18 protein-coding genes are annotated in these 19,454 nt (G+C 71.7%); 14 read left to right on the top strand and 4 right to left on the bottom strand.

The genetic code is table 11. From position 1 onward, the window contains the following. Positions 1-334: 334 nt before the first annotated feature. The 8 genes from P2424_RS20635 (at position 335) to P2424_RS20600 (ending at position 7,255) form a co-directional block, all read left to right on the top strand. The gene (locus P2424_RS20635) at positions 335-1,240 is read left to right on the top strand and encodes a helix-turn-helix transcriptional regulator (RefSeq protein WP_276477238.1); all 906 of its coding nucleotides are present in this window, start codon (positions 335-337) and stop codon (positions 1,238-1,240) included. A 38-nt stretch (positions 1,241-1,278) separates the two neighbouring features. Next, positions 1,279-1,533 (top strand): hypothetical protein, encoded by a 255-nt coding sequence (locus P2424_RS20630; RefSeq protein WP_276477237.1) that lies wholly within the window; start codon positions 1,279-1,281, stop codon positions 1,531-1,533. Next, positions 1,533-1,919 carry a helix-turn-helix domain-containing protein gene (locus tag P2424_RS20625; RefSeq protein WP_276477236.1) on the top strand — a complete coding sequence of 129 codons (387 nt, stop codon included), beginning with the start codon at positions 1,533-1,535 and terminating at the stop codon, positions 1,917-1,919. Before P2424_RS20630 ends, P2424_RS20625 begins: the two co-directional genes overlap by 1 nt. Positions 1,920-2,115: 196 nt before the next feature. Next, a complete protein-coding gene (gene uraD / locus P2424_RS20620; RefSeq protein WP_276477235.1) occupies positions 2,116-2,634 on the top strand; it encodes a 2-oxo-4-hydroxy-4-carboxy-5-ureidoimidazoline decarboxylase in 519 nt (172 codons plus the stop codon). Continuing rightward, entirely contained in the window at positions 2,631-3,086 is a 456-nt protein-coding gene (locus tag P2424_RS20615; protein ID WP_276477234.1) for a hydroxyisourate hydrolase, read from the top strand. Before uraD ends, P2424_RS20615 begins: the two co-directional genes overlap by 4 nt. A gap of 4 nt (positions 3,087-3,090) precedes the next feature. Beyond that, a complete protein-coding gene (gene pucL / locus P2424_RS20610; RefSeq protein WP_276477233.1) occupies positions 3,091-4,026 on the top strand; it encodes a factor-independent urate hydroxylase in 936 nt (311 codons plus the stop codon). Positions 4,027-4,137: 111 nt separating this feature from the next. Further along, complete coding sequence (locus P2424_RS20605; protein WP_276477232.1) at positions 4,138-5,544, top strand: 8-oxoguanine deaminase; 1,407 nt, start codon at positions 4,138-4,140, stop codon at positions 5,542-5,544. A 355-nt stretch (positions 5,545-5,899) separates the two neighbouring features. Beyond that, a complete protein-coding gene (locus P2424_RS20600; RefSeq protein ID WP_276479047.1) occupies positions 5,900-7,255 on the top strand; it encodes a nucleobase:cation symporter-2 family protein in 1,356 nt (451 codons plus the stop codon). Between the two features lie 112 nt (positions 7,256-7,367). On the opposite strand, the gene P2424_RS20595 is transcribed toward P2424_RS20600, so the two are convergent. Next, a complete protein-coding gene (locus P2424_RS20595) occupies positions 7,368-8,063 on the bottom strand; it encodes a helix-turn-helix transcriptional regulator (RefSeq protein WP_276477231.1) in 696 nt (231 codons plus the stop codon). A gap of 268 nt (positions 8,064-8,331) precedes the next feature. On the opposite strand from P2424_RS20595, the gene P2424_RS20590 reads away from it, so the two are divergent. Together P2424_RS20590 and P2424_RS20585 are read left to right on the top strand one after the other, a co-directional pair. Beyond that, positions 8,332-9,858 (top strand): YfcC family protein, encoded by a 1,527-nt coding sequence (locus tag P2424_RS20590; protein ID WP_276479046.1) that lies wholly within the window; start codon positions 8,332-8,334, stop codon positions 9,856-9,858. Between the two features lie 74 nt (positions 9,859-9,932). Next, positions 9,933-10,604 (top strand): GPP34 family phosphoprotein, encoded by a 672-nt coding sequence (locus tag P2424_RS20585; RefSeq protein ID WP_276477230.1) that lies wholly within the window; start codon positions 9,933-9,935, stop codon positions 10,602-10,604. 87 nt (positions 10,605-10,691) lie between these two features. On the opposite strand, the gene aceB is transcribed toward P2424_RS20585, so the two are convergent. Further along, complete coding sequence (aceB, locus tag P2424_RS20580) at positions 10,692-12,320, bottom strand: malate synthase A (RefSeq protein WP_276477229.1); 1,629 nt, start codon at positions 12,318-12,320, stop codon at positions 10,692-10,694. Between the two features lie 326 nt (positions 12,321-12,646). Beyond that, positions 12,647-13,312, bottom strand: coding sequence for a nucleotidyltransferase family protein (locus P2424_RS20575; protein WP_276477228.1), 666 nt, complete (start codon positions 13,310-13,312; stop codon positions 12,647-12,649). Positions 13,313-13,522: 210 nt separating this feature from the next. On the opposite strand from P2424_RS20575, the gene P2424_RS20570 reads away from it, so the two are divergent. Continuing rightward, on the top strand, positions 13,523-13,858 hold the full coding sequence (locus tag P2424_RS20570; RefSeq protein ID WP_276477227.1) for a DUF5955 family protein: 336 nt from the start codon (positions 13,523-13,525) through the stop codon (positions 13,856-13,858). 63 nt (positions 13,859-13,921) lie between these two features. Next, positions 13,922-15,718, top strand: coding sequence for a serine/threonine-protein kinase (locus P2424_RS20565; protein WP_276477226.1), 1,797 nt, complete (start codon positions 13,922-13,924; stop codon positions 15,716-15,718). Between the two features lie 4 nt (positions 15,719-15,722). On the opposite strand, the gene P2424_RS20560 is transcribed toward P2424_RS20565, so the two are convergent. Continuing rightward, on the bottom strand, positions 15,723-16,532 hold the full coding sequence (locus tag P2424_RS20560) for an IclR family transcriptional regulator (RefSeq protein ID WP_276477225.1): 810 nt from the start codon (positions 16,530-16,532) through the stop codon (positions 15,723-15,725). A 330-nt stretch (positions 16,533-16,862) separates the two neighbouring features. Between P2424_RS20560 and allB the strand changes: the two genes are divergently transcribed. Both allB and alc read left to right on the top strand, forming a co-directional pair. Beyond that, entirely contained in the window at positions 16,863-18,206 is a 1,344-nt protein-coding gene (allB, locus tag P2424_RS20555; RefSeq protein ID WP_276477224.1) for an allantoinase AllB, read from the top strand. Continuing rightward, on the top strand, positions 18,203-19,345 hold the full coding sequence (alc, locus tag P2424_RS20550) for an allantoicase (protein ID WP_276477223.1): 1,143 nt from the start codon (positions 18,203-18,205) through the stop codon (positions 19,343-19,345). Before allB ends, alc begins: the two co-directional genes overlap by 4 nt. Positions 19,346-19,454: the final 109 nt, after the last annotated feature.

Genomic DNA, 19,454 nt, shown 5'->3' with positions numbered 1-19,454 from the left:
CCGGCCCGGACCTGCGCGGGACCGCTGCCGGGCACGCCTGTGGGAGGAGGTCGCGGACTCCGCGGGTGCGGGGGGAGGGCGGCGCGGACCGCCGGGGGCAGGCCCGCTCCGGGGCGGCTTCCGGTGCCGGGCCGGAGCCGTCGGTCGGCCGCCTGGCCTCCGGATGCTTCAACTACCGTGTCGGGATGACCTGTTGCGGGGGAGCCAACGGCGCAATGCGGAGGGCTCCGAGCGCAACCCCCGTGCGCCGGCGGCGTATTCTCCAGGTACCTGTACCTGACCGGTGCACCGGTGCCACACTGTTGTGACCGCCCAATCACCCTTGGGAGTCGGAATGACCGCCATGATGCAGCCGTCCGGTGACGCGTCGCGAGGGGCTGCGCAGGAGCAGTCGAACGGTCCCACCGCGCTGCGGATCATCCTGGGTGTCAAGCTGCGCAGGCTCCGGCAGCGCCGGGAGATCACCCGGGAAGCCGCCGGACGGGCCATCCGCGGCTCGCACGCGAAGATCACCAGGCTGGAGCGCGGCCAGGTCGGGGCCAAGGAACGCGATCTGCGCGACCTGCTGACGCTCTACGGCATCCATGACCAGGACGAGCGCGAGGAGTTCTTCGACCTCGCCCGGCAGGCCAACTCGCCCGGTTGGTGGTGCCAGTACTCGGACGTGCTGGAGGACTGGTTCGAGCTGCACCTCGGGCTGGAGGACGCGGCATCGGTGATCCGCACCTACGAGGTCCAGTTCCTGCCCGGACTGCTGCAGACCGAGGACTACGCGTACGCCGTCAGCAAGCTCGGCTATCCGAACACCGAGCCACGCAAGGTGGCCCGGATCGTCGCGTTGCGCATGGCCCGGCAGAAGCTGCTGCACCGGCCCGAGCCGCCTCGGCTGTGGGCCGTCGTGGACGAGGCGGTGCTGCGCCGTCCCTTCGGCGGCACCGAGGTGATGCGCGAGCAGCTCGAGCACCTGCTGAAGATGATCGAACTGTCGCACATCACGCTGCAGGTCGCGCCGTTCGAGGTGACGGCCGCCGCGGCCGGCACCCCGGTGACCCTGCTGCGCTTCATCGACCACGATCTGCCCGACAAGGTCTACCTGGAGCATCTGACCAACGCGGTCTATCTGGACAAGCCCTCGGAGATCGACCAGTACACGCTGATCATGGACCGGCTGTGCGCGGAGGCCCGGCAGCCCGCCGAGACGGCTGCCTTCATCGAGGACATGCTCGCCGAGCTGCGCTGACCTGCGGCGGGCCAGGGCGTTCTCGGTACTGTGGGGTCATGGAGCGATTGCGAGTGGAGTTCACGACCGAGCCCTTCGACCTCGACGAGGCGCCGGAGCACGCGGTCGTGGCGCGGGAGGTCGTCCAGTCGGCGGCACTGGATGCCGTGGATGTCGGTCCGTTCGGCAACACCGCCGAGGGCTCGGCCGACGCGGTGCTGGGCGCGGTCACCGCACTGCTGCGCCGCTCGCTGGAGGCCGGCGCGACCCGGGTCTCGCTGCAGGTGAACGTGCTCGGGGAGGACGAGGACTGATGGGGGAGGACGCGCGCGCCGCGGGGCATCCGTTCATCGTCGCGATCAAGCCGCTGGTGGACGCCATGGGCGGGGCCATGGTCGCCCCGCAGGAGGCGCAGGGCGACGATGTGGTGCTCGCCTGGGAGGGTGAGGACGTGGTGGCCGTGCGGCTGCCGCATCTGTCGGACTCCCTCGACCACATCCTGGCGGAGCTGGAGAGGCGGCACGGGGTGCCGCTCGCGGAGCTGGACCGCAGGACCAAGCAGTCGGTGGTGCGGATCCTGGAGACCCGGGGGGCCTTCTCGGTCCGGCACGGTGTCGAGACCGTCGCCGGCGCGCTGGGCGTCTCGCGCTTCACGGTTTACAACTACCTCAACCGGGAGAACGGGCGTTCCACGAACTGAGGGGCGCGTGCTCCGGAGGCGGCTGCTGAGGCTCTCCGGCGGGCGTGCGGGGCCTCCGAGGTGCCACCCGTGGGGCTTCCGTATGGCGGGCGCCGTTTTCCGGGATGCCGAAAAGCATTCAACAAAGTGTTGACGTGGTGTGGCCTGAGGACTTAGCTATTCCCAGCCCGAACAGCACCACGGCCACGGAGGTCCCGTGACTTCGCGCTCCACGCCAGGTCTGACCTGGTTCAACTCCGCAGCGGACGCCGAGGCGCGCGCCGCGCTCCACGAGATGTGCGCCGCCCGGAGCTGGGGGAGCGCGCTGCTCGCCCGGCGTCCCTACGACACCGTCGAAGCCCTCTTCGTCGCGAGTGACGAGGCCACCGGGGCCCTCACGGACGACGGGCTGGCCGAGGCCATGGCCGGGCATCCGCCCATCGGCCGACCGAAGCCCGGCGACCCCACCTCCTCCCGGGAACAGCGGGGGATGGCGGGGGCCGCCGAGGAGCTGAAGGCCGAGATGCTCGAACTCAACCTGGCGTACCAGGAAAAATTCGGGCACGTCTTTCTCATCTGTGCCACCGGCAGGAGTGCCGAGGAGATGAGGGACGCCGTTCGTCACCGGATCGACAACACTCCGCAACAGGAGCGGGAGATCGTGCGGCGGGAGCTGGCGAAGATCAACCGCCTCCGGCTCACCCGTCTCGCGGAGGAAGGAGCCCCCACGGCATGAGCGACGCGACGAGCACGTCGGTGTCCACCCACATCCTGGACACCAGCCGCGGCCGCCCGGCCGCCGGGGTCGGGGTGCGGCTGTCCGTACGCCAGGGCGACGAGCAGGCCGGATGGGTCGCGCACGGGGCGTCGAGGACCGACGCCGACGGGCGCTGCAAGGACTTTCCGGCGCTGCCGGAAGGCACCACCCACGTCCGGTTGTGGTTCGAGACGGAGCCGTACTTCTGCGGCGGGTCCGGCTCGGAGCGACCGGAGGTGACAGAGCACAGTTCGAATCCGCGCAGCCAGCGCGAAGCCGCGGAACAGCAGGACGCCCCCCGCGTAAGGGACAGCGCGCCAGGCAGCTTCTTCCCCGAGGTGACCATCGTCTTCGCGGTGCACCCGGGGGAGCACTACCACGTGCCGCTGCTGCTCAACCCGTTCGGCTACTCCGTGTACCGAGGGAGCTGACACCATGCCCACGATTCTCGGCCAGAACCAGTACGGCAAGGCAGAGAACCGCGTCGTCAAGATCACGCGGGACGGCGACACCCACCACATCAAGGACCTCAACGTCTCGGTCGCCCTCAGCGGCGATCTGGACGACGTCCACTACTCCGGCTCCAACGCCCATGTGCTGCCGACCGACACCACCAAGAACACCGTGTTCGCCAAGGCGAAGGAGCACGGGATCGAGTCGGCCGAGGCGTACGGCGTCCTGCTGGCCCGGCACTTCGTGGAGAGCTGCGAGCCGATCAGCAGGGCGCGCATCCGGATCGAGCAGTACGACTGGGAGCGTATCGAGACCTCCGACGCCAACTCCAGGTTCATCGGCGCCGACGAGGTCAAGCACTCCTTCGTGCGCAAGGGCCAGGAGATACGCACGGCCCAGATCACCTTCGACGGTGAGCGCGTCGAGGTGCTGTCGGGCCTGAAGGAACTGACCGTCCTCAACTCCACCAACTCGGAGTTCTGGGGCTACATCAAGGACCGGTACACCACGCTCAAGGAGGACTACGACCGCATCCTCGCCACCGAGGTGGCCGCCGTGTGGCGGCACAACTGGACCGGCACGGCGGGGGAGCGGACGCCCAACTGGGACAAGTCCTACGCGCAGACCAAGCGGCACATGCTGCAGGCGTTCGCGGAGACCTACTCGCTCTCGCTCCAGCAGACGCTCTACCAGATGGGTTCGCGCGTCATCAACAGCCGGCCCGAGGTCGACGAGATCCGCTTCTCGATGCCGAACAAGCACCACTTCAAGGTGGACCTGTCGCCGTTCGACATCAAGAACGAGGCGGCCGACGGTGCCGTCTACTACGCGGCGGACCGGCCGTACGGCCTGATCGAGGCCACGGTCCTGCGGGACGGGGTCACTCCCCGCATCCCGGTGGACATGACCAACCTCTGATCTTCCTCACCCTGCCCCGCCCCTTCCCGGAACCGGGAGGTTCTCGGGGCCCGAGTCCCCGAGGGGCCGGGCGGGGGCGGGGCAGGGACCGATCCCAAGCGAGGAATCCCCATGGTCGACACCGGACCACAGCAGCCACCACCCACCGGGCGCGTCGTCATCGAGAAGTGCGCGATCGCGACCGTCGACGCCGCGGACACCGAATACCCGAGCGGCCACCTCGTCGTCAACGGCAACCGGATCGAGTCCCTCGGCCCGGGCGACGCGCCCGAGGGCCTGGCGGACGTCACCCGCCGCATCGACGGCACCGGCCATCTCCTCACCCCGGGCTTGATCAACACCCACCACCACTTCTACCAGTGGCTCACCCGCGGTCTGGCCCAGGACTGCAACCTCTTCGACTGGCTCGTGACCCTCTACCCCGTCTGGGCGCGCATCGACGAGGAGATGGTGTACGCCGCGGCCCGCGGATCCCTCGGCATGATGGCCCGGGGCGGCGTCACCTCCGCGATGGACCACCATTACGTCTTCCCTCGCGGTGCGGGCGACCTGCTGGGAGCCGAGATCCGCGCGGCCGGTGAGCTCGGCGTCCGTTTCACCGCGGCGCGGGGTTCGATGGACCGCGGCGCGTCGGAGGGCGGGCTGCCCCCGGACTTCGCCGTGGAGACCCTGGAGGGCGCGCTCGCGGAGACCGAGAAGGCCGTCGACGCACACCATGACGCCTCCTTCGGCTCGATGCGGCATGTCGCCGTCGCGCCCTGCTCCCCCTTCTCCGTCTCGACCGAACTGATGCGGCAGGGTGCCGAGCTGGCCCGCCGCAAGGGCGTGCGGCTGCACACCCACGGCTCGGAGACGGCGGAAGAGGAGAAGTTCTGCCACGAGCTGTTCGGCATGGGCCCGACCGACTACTTCGAGTCGGTCGGCTGGCTGGGCGGGGACGTGTGGATGGCCCACTGCGTCCATATGACGGACGCGGACATCGCAGCCTTCGCCCGCACCGGGACCGGCGCGGCGCACTGCCCCTCGTCCAACGCGCGGCTGGGCGCGGGGATCGCCCGGGTCCCGGACATGCTGGACGCGGGGATCCCGGTCGGGCTCGGCGTGGACGGTACGGCCTCCAACGAGTCGGGCGAGCTGCACACCGAGCTGCGCAACGCGCTGCTGATCAACCGGCTCGGCCCGCGCGGGCAGGACGCGCTGACCGTGCGCTCGGCTTTGCGGCTGGGCACCCACGGCGGCGCCCAGGTGCTCGGCCGGGCCCAGGAGACCGGCTCGCTGGAGGCCGGGAAGCTGGCCGACCTGGTGTTGTGGAAGCTCGACGGCATCGGGCACTCCTCCATCGCCGACCCGGTCGCCGCCCTCGTGCTGGGCGCGGCGGCTCCGGTCACCCTCTCCCTCGTCAACGGCCGGCCGGTGGTCGAGGACGGCCGCCTCGTCCGGGCCGACGAGGAGGAGATCTCCGGCACCGCACGGGACGAGGCGCGGCGCCTGGCCCGGATCGCGGCCGACGCGGGCTGACGACCCGCGCCAGGAGGCCGGAGCACCGCTCCGGCACACCCCACAGACACCGGCCGGGAGGGACGGCTCCCGGCCGGTTCGACCCCCATCCGGACTCCTGTCATGTTCCGGACACCAATGACGGGCGCACCAGTAGGACATCGCAGCGACAGCACCACCTTGCACAGCGCAACACCTCCGGAAAACGAGTGCCACACGGCGCAGACAGCGACAGGAGGACCCCGTGGCCAAGACGCCCAGGTTCACCAGGCAAGGAAAGACGGCGGACGGCAGTGGGGACGAACCGGGCCGCGGCTCGCACGACCCCGACCAGCAGCAACCGGCGGCGCAGGAGAAGCACCCGGTCGACCAAGGCATGCCGCCGCTCAAGCTGTTCACCACCGGCCTGCAGCATGTGGCCGCCATGTACGCGGGAGTGGTGGCGCCGCCGCTCGTCATCGGCGCGGCCGTGGGCCTCTCGCCGTCCGAACTGACGTTCCTCACCGGGGCCAGCCTCTTCATGGCCGGCATCGCGACCCTGCTGCAGACGCTCGGCTTCTGGAAGGTCGGCGCGCGGCTGCCGTTCGTCAACGGCGTCACCTTCGCCACCGTGGCCCCCATGCTCGCCATCAACAAGTCCGAAGGCCCGGCCGACGCGCTGCCGGTCATCTTCGGCGCGACGATGGTCGCAGCCGCGCTCGGCTTCGTCATCGCCCCGTTCTTCAGCAAGCTCGTCCGCTTTTTCCCGCCGGTGGTCACCGGCAGCGTCATCACCCTCATCGGCGTCTCGCTGATGCCCGTCGCCTTCAACTGGGCCCAGGGCGGCAACGCGAAGGATCCCGACTACGGCGGTTTCGACAACATCGGCATGGCGGGCGCCACCTTGCTGATCGTGCTGCTGCTGCGCCGGTTCACCTCCGGCTTCCTCAAGCAGATAGCCGTGCTGATCGGCCTCGTCGTCGGCACCCTGATAGCGATACCGGTCGGCATCACGGACTTCACCGCGGTCGAGCAGGCCGACATCGTCGGCTTCCCCACCCCCTTCCACTTCGGCGCCCCGCAGTTCGCACTCGCCGCGATCATCTCGATGTGCGTGGTCATGCTGGTCTCGATGACCGAATCCACCGCCGACATGCTGGCACTCGGCGAGGTCGTGGACCGCCCCTCCGGGGAGCAGACCATCGCCGCCGGACTCCGCGCCGACACCCTCGGCTCCTTCGTCAGCCCTTTCTTCAACGGCTTCCTGTGCAGCGCCTTCGCGCAGAACATCGGCCTCGTGGCGATGACCCGCATCCGCAGCCGGTTCGTGGTCGCCACCGGGGGCGGCATCCTCATCGTCATGGGTCTCTGCCCGCTCGCCGCCGGGCTGGTCGCGGCCGTGCCGCAGCCGGTACTGGGCGGAGCCGGCGTCGTGCTGTTCGGCTCCGTGGCGGCCAGCGGCATCCAGACCCTGCTCAAGGCGGACCTCGGCAAGGACAACAACGTGCTGATCGTGGGTACGGCGCTGGCCGTCGGCATCATCCCGATCGCGGCGCCGGACTTCTACCACGCGTTCCCCGAGGGCGCGAAGATCATCCTCGACTCCGGGATCTCGACCGGCTGCGTCACCGCCGTCGTCCTCAACCTGGTCTTCAACCACCTCGGACGCTCCCGCCGTGACGACGAGGTGGTGGCACACCCCATGGAACCCGGCGAGGGCATCCCGCACCCGCGTGAGGGTGCCCCCGCGTAGCCGGACTGCGCGCGGAACCGCTGAACCGCGGAGACACAGCAGGGCGGCAGTGCGCCACCGGCCGGTGGCGCACTGCCGCCCTGTCGCGACCGCCGGTCCCGCACCGCAGCCGTCAGGCCTCCACGGCCTGCCAGAAGTGCGCGAGGATCTCGTCCATGAAGGCCCGGCCCGCGTCGCGGGACGAGGCCGAGGCGGGCTGCCCCCAACCGAGGGAGGCTGCCGTCGTGGAGTGGTACGCCGCGTGCAGCGCCCGCAGCCCGTCCGCGACGTACTCGCGGGGCAGCGGCACCAACGCGCAGACCGGATCCGTGTACGCCTGCCACCGGGTCGCCGCGGCCTTCCGCAACAGGCGCGCGAGCTCCTCGCCGCGTCCGGTGAACTCGATCAACGCCGGTACCGGCAGCCGCAGCACCGCGCCCAGCGCGTCGGCCTGCCGGGCGTTCCCCGGCCAGTCGCCGGATTCCTCGACGGCGGCGTACTCCTCGGGGGACATCCCGGTCTCCCGGGCGACATCGGTCAGCGAGACACCTCGGGCCAGCCGGTACTCGCGCAGCGTTCCGGGGTCGCCCATCAGATCGGCTGCCGCGCACCACAGCGCGCCCGCGAGGGCGGCCAGATGCCGCTCATCGGGCGCCGCCGCTCCGGCCTCCCACGCCGCGACCGTACGGGCGTCGACGCCGGTGCCGTAAGCGGCACGCATCCCGTACGCGACATCCTCCGCGGAGAGCCCCAACCCCTCCCGCAGCCGTCGTGCGGCCGCGCCGTCGAACGAACTTCCTGCCTGCCCCCGTGACGTGCCGTAGTGCATCCGCTCACCGTACGGAGCCGGATTCGCGGCTGCCTACAGTGCGTTCGCCCGAAGCCCGCGCTCGTAGAAACCTCCACCGACGTGGGCGAATACACCGAGCGGAAGGCATCGGAGCCCGCGCGGCGGTCCCGTACCCGGCAGCGCGCGGCGCCCGCGCCGGCTTCCGGGACACCGGCGGCGATGTCCTGCCCGTGGTACCCCTCTTATCCACCTTGTGCCCGTTATGCTGCGGTTTCCTCGACAGGTGACCCAGGAAGGGGCGCACGGCATGCGGACGGAGGCCGAGCCGCAGGAGGAGACCGAACCGCAGCGCGGTTTCACCTTTCCGAGCGCGCTCACGGTGCTCGCACTCGTCACCCTGCTGGTCTGGACGGTGGCGTTCTTCGTCCCCTCCGGCAGCTACGACCGCGACGCCGACGGCGCGCCCGTGCAGGGCACCTACCATCGCGAGCCGTCCGGACTCGGCCTCGCGGACCGGTTCACCGACCTCTTCCTCTCCCCGGTGAACGGCCTCTACGGTGTGCAGGACACCAGGACCGGCCGGATCGGCCCCGACCTCACCGGGGAACTCTTCGGCGCCGCCGGGGTGTTCTTCTTCGTCCTGACCATCGGCGCCTTCATCACCGTCGTCTTCGCCACCGGTGCCATGGACCGCGGGATCGGCCGCCTCGCCCACCGGCTGCGCGACCGGGGCGTCCTGCTGATCGTCGGCGTGATGCTGGTCTTCTCGCTGCTGGGCACCGTGGAAGGATTCGCCGAGGAGACGCTGGGGTTCTACGGACTCGTCGTCCCGCTGATGCTCGCGCTGGGCTACGACCGGATGGTGGCGATCGGCACCATCGTGCTGGGCGCCGGGATCGGGGTGCTGTGCTCGACCGTCAACCCCTTCGCCACGGGCGTGGCCTCCTCGGCCGCGGACATCTCACTCGGTGACGGCATCGCGCTGCGGGCGCTGATGTGGGTGGTGCTGACCGCGGTCACCGTCGGCTACGTCGTCCGGTACGCGCGTCGGGTGCGGGACCACCCCGAGCTCTCCCTCTCCGGCTACCGGCCCGGCGACCGGGAGCAGGCCGCGGTGCGCGACGACGCGGCCGAACCGCCGCCGCTCACCGGGCTGCACATGCTCGTCCTGGTGACCGTCGCGCTGGTCTTCGCCTTCATGATCTTCTCGGTGATCCCGTGGTCGGGCGCGCTGACCGGGGACGCCCGGGCCGCTCCCTACGGCTGGGAACTGGGCTGGTCCTTCCCGCGGTTGGCCGCGCTGTTCCTCTGCGCCGCGATCCTGGTGGGAGTGCTGACCCGGATGGGGGAGCAGCGGTTCACCAGCACCTTCGTCCGCGGCGTGGGCGAGTTCGTCCCGCCGGCCCTGGTGATCGTGCTGGCCCGCGGGGTGACGGCCATCATGAACAACGCCAAGATCACCGATACCCTGCTGCACTCCATCGAGGGAGCGGTCACCGGTGTCCCCTCGGCGCTCTTCACCGTGATGATCTACGTCGTCAATCTGCCCCTCGCCTTCCTCATCCCCTCCACGTCCGGCCACGCCACTCTGGCCATGCCGGTCCTGGCGCCGCTCGCCGACTTCGCCGGAGTCTCCCGCGCGGTCGTCGTCACCGGCTGGCAGGCGGCCAGCGGCTGGATGAACCTGTGGGTCCCCACCTCCGCCGTCATCATGGGCGGGATCTCCCTCGCCAGGGTCGGCTACGACCGGTACCTGCGCTTCGCGCTCCCGCTGCTGGGCCTGCTGGCGCTGCTGATCACGGGCTTCCTGGCGCTGGGCGCGGTGCTGACGTAGCGGGCCGAGGTTTGCGCCGCCCGAGGATGGGCAGCGGAATCCGGATGAGTACGGGGACGCGCGAAGGGGGACTCATGGCGGTCACACTGGGTGAGGAAGTGGCACTGCTCGCACTGGACGACCACTCCGGCGCCGCGAAGAACCGATCAGCCGCCGGCTGGGCCGTCGCCGGTGGCGTGCTGCTGGACCTGACACTGGCGGGCCGGGTCGCCGTCGTCGACGAGCGGCTCACCGTGACCGACCCGACGCCGACGGGCGACGCGCTGCTGGACGGACGGCTGGCGAAGATCACCGAATGGGCCGAGCGCGACACCAAGGCCAAGGTCGGCGACTGGCTCGGCAAGGACCAGTCCAAGGCGCTCGAGGCGGCCGTCGAGAACCTCTGCGCACGCGGCGTCGTCACCGAGCACAAGCACCGCACACTCGGCATCTTCACCACCCGCCGCTACCCCGAGGTGGACGGCACGGCCGAACGCGAGCTGCGGCACCGGCTGGAGGACGTCGTGCGCTACGGCGCGGAGCCGGACGAGCGCACGACCGGGCTGATCGCCCTGCTGCACGCCGCCGGCCTGCACGGAGTGGCCTTCCCCGGGGTGGCCAGGAAGCAGGTGGCTCCGCGGATGGAGGCCATCGCCGAGGGACAGTGGGTGGCCGAGGACATCCGCCAGGCCATCCAGGACATGCAGGCGGTCCTGGTGGCCGTCATGACCGCGACCACGGCAGCCACCACGGTCGCCACGATGTGACGGTCGTCGGCCCCGGCACCCTGACGGGCGGGTTCCGGTGCGGGGTCCCGGGCTCCTGCCCCGGACCCCGCACCGTGCCCGGTCGCCTCAGTCGCGCAGGGCCGCGTAGGCCGGAGTGGTCAGGAAGTCCTCGTACTGCTCGTCGAGGGCCACCCGCAGCAGCAGGTCGTGCGCCTCCTGCCAGCGACCGGCTGCGAAGGTCTCCTCGCCGATCTCGGCGCGGAGCGCGGCGAGTTCGTCGGCCGCGACCTGCCGCGCCAGCTCCGCGGTGACCTGCCGGCCGTCGTCCAGGACGACGCCCGCGTTGATCCACTGCCAGATCTGGGAGCGGGAGATCTCCGCGGTGGCCGCGTCCTCCATCAGGTTGAAGATGGCCACGGCGCCCAGGCCGCGCAGCCACGCCTCGATGTAGCGGATGCCCACCTGGACGGCGTTGCGCAGGCCCTCGGAGGTGGGGCGGGCCTCCAGCGAGTCGACCGCGATCAGGTCGGCGGCCTTCACCTCGACGTCCTCGCGCAGCCGGTCCTTCTGGTGCGGGCGGTCGCCGAGGACGGCGTCGAAAGACGCCTTGGCGACCGGCACCAGGTCCGGGTGGGCGACCCAGGAGCCGTCGAAGCCGTCCCGCGCCTCCCGGTCCTTGTCGGCCCGGACCTTCTCGAAGGCGACTTCGTTGACCTCCGCGTCCTTGCGGGAGGGGATGAAGGCCGCCATGCCGCCGATCGCGTGGGCCCCGCGCTTGTGGCAGGTGCGCACCAGCAGCTCGGTGTAGGCCCGCATGAACGGCGCCGTCATCGTCACCGCGTTGCGGTCGGGCAGCACGAACCGGGAGCCCGCGTCCCGGAAGTTCTTGACGATGGAGAAGAGGTAGTCCCAGCGGCCCGCGTTCAGTCCGGCGGCGTGCTCGCGCAGCTCGTAGAGGATCTCCTCCATCTCGTAGGCCGCGGTGATCGTCTCGATCAGCACGGTGGCGCGGACGGTGCCGTGCGGGATGCCGCAGTACTCCTGCGCGAAGCCGAACACCTCGTTCCACAGCCGCGCTTCCAGGTGCGACTCGGTCTTGGGCAGGTAGAAGTAGGGCCCCTTGCCCAGATCGAGCAGCCGCTGCGCGTTGTGGAAGAAGTAGAGCCCGAAGTCGACCAGCGCGCCGGGCACCGGCTGCCCGTCGCACTCCAGGTGCCGCTCGTCCATGTGCCAGCCGCGCGGCCGCACCACGACGGTGGCCAGGTCCTCGGCGGGGCGCAGCGCGTAGCTCTTGCCGGAGCGCTCGTCGGTGAAGTCGATGCGCCGCTCGAAGGCGTCGCTCAGGTTGAGCTGGCCGCCGATCACGTTCTCCCAGGTGGGCGCCGAGGCGTCCTCGAAGTCGGCGAGCCACACCTTCGCGCCGGAGTTGAGCGCGTTGATCGTCATCTTGCGGTCGGTGGGGCCGGTGATCTCGACCCGGCGGTCCAGCAGCGCGGGCGGGCAGTCGGCCACCCGCCAGTCGCCTGCCCGCACTTCCGCGGTCTCCGGGAGGAAGTCCAGCGTGCTGGTGCGGGCGATCTCGGCGCGCTTCTCGGCGCGGCGGGCGAGCAGTTCGTCCCGGCGCGGGGTGAACCTGCGGTGCAGCGCGGCGACGAAGTCGAGCGCGGCACCGGTCAGAACCTCGTCCTGCCTCTCGGGCCGCCGCCCTGGCTCGACGCCGACGATTTCCAGCGGGGAGGGCGCTGGTGCGGACATGGTGGGTCACTCCTTCAGCGAGCGGTGTGGAGAGGCCGCCGGGCGAGGTCCGGTGCGGGGCGGCACGGGGTGCCGCGTTCCGTGCCGGGCGCACGGAACGCGGGCGTGGGCGCCTTCGGGACAGGAAGGCGCTTCTGATCAGTGGAGATTAGTTTCCTCATAGTGGAACTTCAAGAGTTTGTTGACGTCGAGATATCTCTCACCCCGATTCGCCCCCGGAACAGCTCCTTCCGCTGTCCTCGGGTGCCACGACCCGGTGTCATGGCCGGTGCCGCGGCCCGGTGCCCTGTCTCCCGAGCCCCGTGCGGCCGCCGCCGGGGTGGCTGCTACCGCAGGCGGTGCAGATCGTCCGGGGTGTCGATGTCGGACGGGTCGGCGAGGTCCGCGCACTCCACGAGTGCCAGCGCGTCCTGCCGCTCCCGCAGATACCCGCGCGCTCCCGCGTCCGCCTGTGCGCTGCGCGCGACGCCGGTCCAGTGTGCGCAGCCCAGCAGCACGGGGTGGCCGCGGCGGCCCCCGTACGCGGCGGCGGCGAGGGTGACCGGGGAGCGGTAGGCGGCTCGCACCCGGGCCACCGCGTCCGCGCCGATACCCGGCTGATCCACCAGGGACACCAGGACCGCCTCGGCGCCGGGGCCCGTCCCCTCGTCCCCCGCGGCAGCATCCGCCGCGGAGACGGCCGTCAGCCCTGCCCGCAGCGAACTGCCCATGCCCCGGGTCCAGTCCGGGTTGTCCACCAGCACGCAACCGGGCAGGGCCGCCGTCTCCCGTACCCGCTCACCGGCCGCGCCCAGCACCACGTACACCGGTCCGCAGCCGCCCTCCCGGAGGGCCCGGGCCGCGTGCTCCACCAGGAGGCGGCCGGAGTGCCGCAGCAGCGCCTTCGGCCGGCCGCCCAGCCGCCGCCCCGCGCCGGCGGCCAGCAGCAGCCCGGCCACCCGGGGCGGCGTATCGCGCTCGGGGTCGTGGGAAGTCTGTCCGCTGTGCGTCATACGGTCATGGATATCGCACGTAAGGGGGATGCGGCCGTCATCCTTGGGGATGATCATCGGAAAGGTGACCCGAAATCTTGCGTTCCGTGTGGCGGCACACGCGTAGAGTGGCGTTTACTGTCGGAACCTCCGACAGGAGTGGTCACTTCCTCGGAGGAAGGCGGAAATCCCGTGCCGGAAGGCGCGGGACATCCCATGTGGGGGGAGAACGTGCGAAGCGAGGCTGTGGGTGAGCGGCGGTCCGTGACCGCCGCGCACGAGACCGGCTCCGACCCGCGGGTCGAGGCGCTGGGCCGGGCCGTGCAGCGGATGCGGCGGGCGCTGGACGCGCACCCCGCCGAGCTGCCCGACCGCCGCGAGGCCGAGCGCGGGCTGGACGCGCTGACGGCCGCGGTCCGCTCCGGAGCGCCCGCCGCGGAGGAGCTGCGCTATCCGCTGCTGCTGCTGGCGGCAGCCGTCGGCTCGGTGAGCGCCCTGGCGCGCCCGCTGGTCGGCGTCCGGGAGGCCGTCGAACTCTTCGGGACCGGCCCGCGCCCCGAAAGCTGAGTGCTCCACCGATAGTGTCGGGGCGTCAGCAACGCGCAACGACTCTATCGGGGGCAGTGATTCATGGGTGACGGTGCGGCGGCGCAGGTCTTCACTCCGCTCGCGCCGGACGATCCGGCGACGGTCGCCGGATACCGGCTGGCGGCCCGGCTCGGCTCCGGAGGCATGGGCAAGGTCTACCTCTCCTACACCCCGGGCGGACGTCCCGTCGCCATCAAGGTCATCCGTCCCGACTTCAGCGAGGACCCGGAGTTCCGCCGCCGGTTCCAGCAGGAGGTCCGGGCCGCCGAGCGGGTGCAGGGGCTGCACACCGCGCCGGTGATCGACAGCGACACCGAGGGCCCGCAGCCCTGGCTGGCCACCGCCTATGTCCCGGGCCCCTCGCTCGCGGACGCGGTGAGCGGCCACGGGAGACTGCCGGTGCCCACCGTGCTCTTCCTGGTCGCGGGAGTCGCCGAGGCCCTCCAGGTCATCCACAGGGCGGGCATCGTCCACCGGGACCTCAAGCCCTCCAATGTGCTGCTCGCGGACGACGGGCCACGGGTCATCGACTTCGGTATCGCCCGCGCCGCCGACGCCACCTCGCTCACCAGCAGCGGGGTCACAATCGGTACGCCCTCGTTCATGGCGCCCGAGCAGGCGGCGGGGGAGCGGGTCACCTCGGCCACCGACATCTTCGCGCTGGGGCAGATAGCCGCCTTCGCCGCGCTGGGCACCCCGGCCTTCGGCGAGGGCACCTCGCACGGGGTCCTCTACCGTGTCGTGCACGCCGAACCGGCGCTGGAGGGCGTCCAGGACGAGTTGCGGGAGCTGGTCACCCGCTGTCTGACCAAACGCCCGGACGACCGGCCAGGGCTCGAGGAGGTGCTGAGGCTGTGCCAGGAGGCGTCCGAGGGTGGTGAGTTGCGGCGCCCGGGGGACTGGCTGCCCTCGCCGGTGGCCGCCGACATCACCCACCGCGCCGCGGCACCGGCGCCCGCGCAGACGCCGCCGCCCGCGCACGGCGCCCCACCGACCGCGCCCGTGACGCAGGCCGCGGCACCGACGCAGGCCGCGGCGCCCGGGGTCGGCCCCAGCCCCGCCGGAACGGCGCCGCTGACCGCCCAGGTGCCGCCCGCGCCGTCGCCGCCCCCGCTGTCCGGGCCGCATCCGCCGCCCCCGGCGCCGCCGCCGCTCGCCGCGGCTCCCACCATGGCCGCCCGCCCGGTGGGCTCGCGCCATCCGGGCCCGCCCGGTGCGGGCCCGTACGGTGCGGGCCCGTACGGTCCGGTCCACCCCCGGCCGCTGCCGCCCCGGCGCCGGTGGGACCGGGGCAAGACGATCGCGGCCGTGGTCGTGGGCGGGATGGTGCTCTTCTGGGGTGCCGTCTTCTCCCTGGGGTCCGACGAGTCCGACCGGAACGGGGCGTCCGGCCCCGACGCGAAGGGCGAGGCGGCGAAGCGGGCCCCGAAGCCCGAGACGTACAAGGGCCTGAACCTGCCCGACGGCTACTTCCTGGCGATGGGTGACGACCCCCTCAAGCCCCGGGACCTGGACGACGGCGGGATTCCCTCGGAGCTGACGTACCTCAACACGACCATCGACGGCGCGAACCTCGGCATCGACGAGCCCAACGGCAAGCTCGCCCTGCTGGACAAGTCCCAGAAGGGCTCGCTCAAGACCTGCCGGGCCGAGACGCGCTTCACCGACGATGTCGCGCTGAAGCAGCTCGCGCCCGGTTCCCGGCTGTGTCTGCAGACGACTTCCGGGCACATCGCCCTGGTCACCTACCGGGGCCACGCGCCGCAGGGCGACCCGAGCGACTACGTCAAGCTGGACGTGACGGTCTGGCGCGACGCGATCGAGTCGGAGGACGGGTAAGCGGTCACTGGCCGTTCCCCGAGCTGGCGAGGGCCGTGGACAGGTCGCCGGCCACCTCGTGCAGCAGGGGGACGAACTTGTCCGTGGCCGCGTCGGTGACCCGGCCCGCGGGGCCCGAGATGGAGACGGCGGCGGAGGTCGGCGAGTCCGGCACGGAGACGGCGATGCAGCGCACGCCGATCTCCTGCTCGTTGTCGTCGGTGGCGTACCCGGCCTCGCGCACGTGCGCGAGGGCCTCCAGGAAGCCCTCCGGGGTGGTGATGGTCTTCTCGGTGGCGGCGGGCATGCCCGTCCTGGCCAGCAGCGCCCGGACCTGGTCGTCCGGGGTGTGCGCGAGGAGGACCTTGCCGACACCGGTGGAGTGCGGCAGCACCCGGCGGCCGACCTCGGTGAACATTCTCATGGAGTGCCGGGAGGGCACCTGCGCGACGTAGACGACCTCGTCGCCGTCGAGCAGTGCCATGTTCGCCGTCTCGCCGGTCTCCTCCACCAGCCGGGCCAGGTAGGGGCGGGCCCAGGTGCCCAGCAGCCGGGCCGCGCTCTCCCCGAGCCGGATCAGCCGGGGGCCCAGGGCGTAGCGCCGGTTGGGCTGCTGGCGTACGTAGCCGCAGGAGACGAGGGTGCGCATCAGCCGGTGGATGGTGGGAAGCGGCAGGCCGCTGGCGGTCGAGAGCTCGCTGAGACCGACCTCGCCCCCGGCGTCGGCCATCCGCTCCAGCAGGTCGAAGGCCCGCTCGAGGGACTGCACCCCGCCGGTCGCGGCGGGCGGCGTGGCAGCCTGGGGGGTGGTTGTGTGCTCTGCGGACGGCGGCACGTCGCGTTCCTTTCCTGGCCTGCGGTCAGGCGCATGGTATCGGGGGCTCGGGGCCGGGCGGCGGTCTCCCGCGCGGTCACCTCTCTCGTACACGCCCCGGCGCGGACACCGGTTTCCTGCGGCGACGCGTTCGCTGTCCCGCCCGGCCTTGGCGGCGCTCTTCTTCTGTATGGCGAAAGTCTAGTTCCATTTTGTGGAGTTCTCCAAGGGGTCGGCTCTTGACTGACCCCCTCCCTCGCACGAAGATTCGTACAGCCGGTCTTTCAACAGAACGTTGAAGGAGGGTGAGGGTCCGAATCCGAGGGCTCGCGGAGTACGAAGGAGGTCGGTGTGTCCGACGTGCGGCTCGTCCTGCGCTCCCGGCGCGTGATCACCCCGGAGGGAGAGCGTCCCGCCGACGTCGCGGTCGACGGCGGCGGCCGCATCACCGAGGTGTCGGCGCACGGAGCCCCGGTGCCGCCGGGGGCGGCGCTGGAGGACATCGGGAATGACGTGCTGCTGCCCGGCCTGGTCGACACCCACGTCCACGTCAACGATCCGGGCCGCGCCGAGTGGGAGGGCTTCTGGACGGCCACCCGCGCCGCCGCGGCCGGCGGTATCACCACGCTCCTCGACATGCCGCTCAACTCCCTCCCGCCGACCACCACAGCGGACAACCTGCGGACCAAGCGCGAGGTGGCCGGGCCCAAGGCGCACATCGACGTGGGCTTCTGGGGCGGCGCCGTGCCCGGCAACGTCCCCGAGCTGCGCCCCCTGCACGAGGCGGGAGTCTTCGGCTTCAAGTGCTTCCTCTCGCCCTCCGGAGTGGACGAGTTCCCCGAACTCGACCGTGCGCAGCTCGCCGCCGCGATGGCCGAGATCGCCTCCTTCGACGGGCTGCTGATCGTGCACGCAGAGGACCCCGGCCGACTCGCCGCGGCGCCGCAGCGGAACGGTCCCGCCTACGCCGACTTCCTCGCCTCCCGCCCCCGCTCGGCGGAGAACGACGCCATCGCGCTGCTGATCGAACTGGCCGCCGAGCACGGCACCCGCGTCCATGTGCTGCACCTCTCCTCGGGCGACGCGCTGCCGATGCTCGCCGAGGCCCGGTCCGCGGGGCTCCGGCTGACCGCCGAGACCTGCCCGCACTTCCTCACCCTCACCGCGGAGGAGGTCCCGGACGGCGCGACGGAGTTCAAGTGCTGCCCGCCCATCCGGGAGCGGGCCAACCAGGACGCGCTCTGGCAGGCACTGTCCGACGGCACCCTGGACTGCGTCGTCTCCGACCACTCGCCCTGCACCACCGACCTGAAGACACCCGACTTCGGCACCGCCTGGGGCGGTATCTCCTCCCTCCAGCTCGGCCTGCCCGCCGTCTGGACCGAGGCCCGCCGCCGCGGGTTCGCGCTGGCCGACGTCGTCCGCTGGATGTCCCGGGAACCGGCGCGGCTCGCCGGGCTGGAGGGCAAGGGCAGCATCGCCCCGGGCCGGGACGCCGACTTCGCGGTCCTGGCCCCCGAGGAGACCTTCACCGTGGACCCCGCCCGGCTCCACCACCGCAACCAGGTGACCGCCTACGCGGGCAGGACCCTGCACGGCGTGGTGCGTTCCGCCTGGCTGCGCGGCGAGCGGGTCGCCGACCACGGAGTTCCCACCGGAAAGACCGGACGGCTCATCGAAAGGAAGACCGCATGACAGCGGCGCAGACCGCAGGGACAACCAGCTCCACCGGCTATACGGGAGACGCCGCGCCCTACTCGGGCGGCGACACCTACGCCGACTACCGTGCGCCGGAGGCCGGGTTCCCCTTCGCCCACCTTCCCGACCTGGCCGACCGCAGGCTGGGCGCCACTGTCATCGCGGCCAACGACGAGTTCTTCGCCGAGCGCGAGAACCTGCTCAACTCCGGGCGTCCCGAGTTCGATCCGCACGCCTTCCAGCACAAGGGCAAGGTCATGGACGGCTGGGAGACCCGCCGCCGGCGCGGCCCCTCGGCCTCGCAGCCCCACCCGGCCGCGGACGAACACGACTGGGCGCTGGTCAAGCTCGGCGCCCCCGGGGTGATCCGCGGGCTGGTCGTGGACACCGCGCACTTCCGCGGCAACTACCCGCCCGAGATCTCCGTGGAGGCCACCTCCGTGCCGGGGGCGCCTTCCCCCGAGGAACTGCTCGCCGACGACGTGAAGTGGACGACCCTCGTCCCGCGCACCCGCGTCGGCGGCCACGCCGCCAACGGCTTCGCCGTCACCGAGGAGCGCCGCTTCACCCACCTGCGGCTGCGCCAGTACCCCGACGGCGGCATCGCCCGGCTCCGGGTGCACGGTCAGGTGCTCGCCGACCCCGGATGGCTGGCGGCGCTGGGCACCTTCGACCTGGTGGCGCTGGAGAACGGCGGCCTCGCCGAGGACGCCTCGGACCGCTTCTTCTCCCCGCCGGTCAACAGCATCCTGCCCGGCCGTTCGCAGAAGATGGACGAAGGTTGGGAGACCCGCCGCCGCCGCGACAAGGGGCACGACTGGGTCTCCTACGCGCTCGCCGGGCAGGGCCGGATCCGCGCCGTGGAGGTCGACACCGCCTGCTACCGGGGCAACGCCGCGGGCTGGGTGAGCCTGGTGGGCAAGGACGGCGAGACGGGGGAGTGGGCCGAACTGCTGCCGCGCACCCGCCTCCAGCCCGACACCATCCACCGCTTCCTGCTGACCGACGCACCCGCGGTCACCCATGTGCGGATGGACATCCACCCGGACGGTGCGGTCGCCCGCCTCCGGCTGCACGGTTCCCTGACGGATGAGGGCGCCCGCCGGCTGGCGGCCCGCCACGCCGAGTCGAGCTGATTCGGCTGCCGGAGGGGTGCCCACGCGCCCCTCCGGCGTCGGACCGGTGAACGTGCGGCAAAACCCCGCGAGTTGGCATTGACACGTCTTCTACGCGCGTCACCATGGG

This window comes from Streptomyces sp. WMMB303, from assembly GCF_029351045.1.
In the GTDB taxonomy this organism is placed as follows: Bacteria; Actinomycetota; Actinomycetes; order Streptomycetales; family Streptomycetaceae; genus Streptomyces.
The sequence above is the reverse complement of the archived record's forward strand: the minus strand, read 5'-3'. Positions and strand labels throughout refer to the sequence as shown.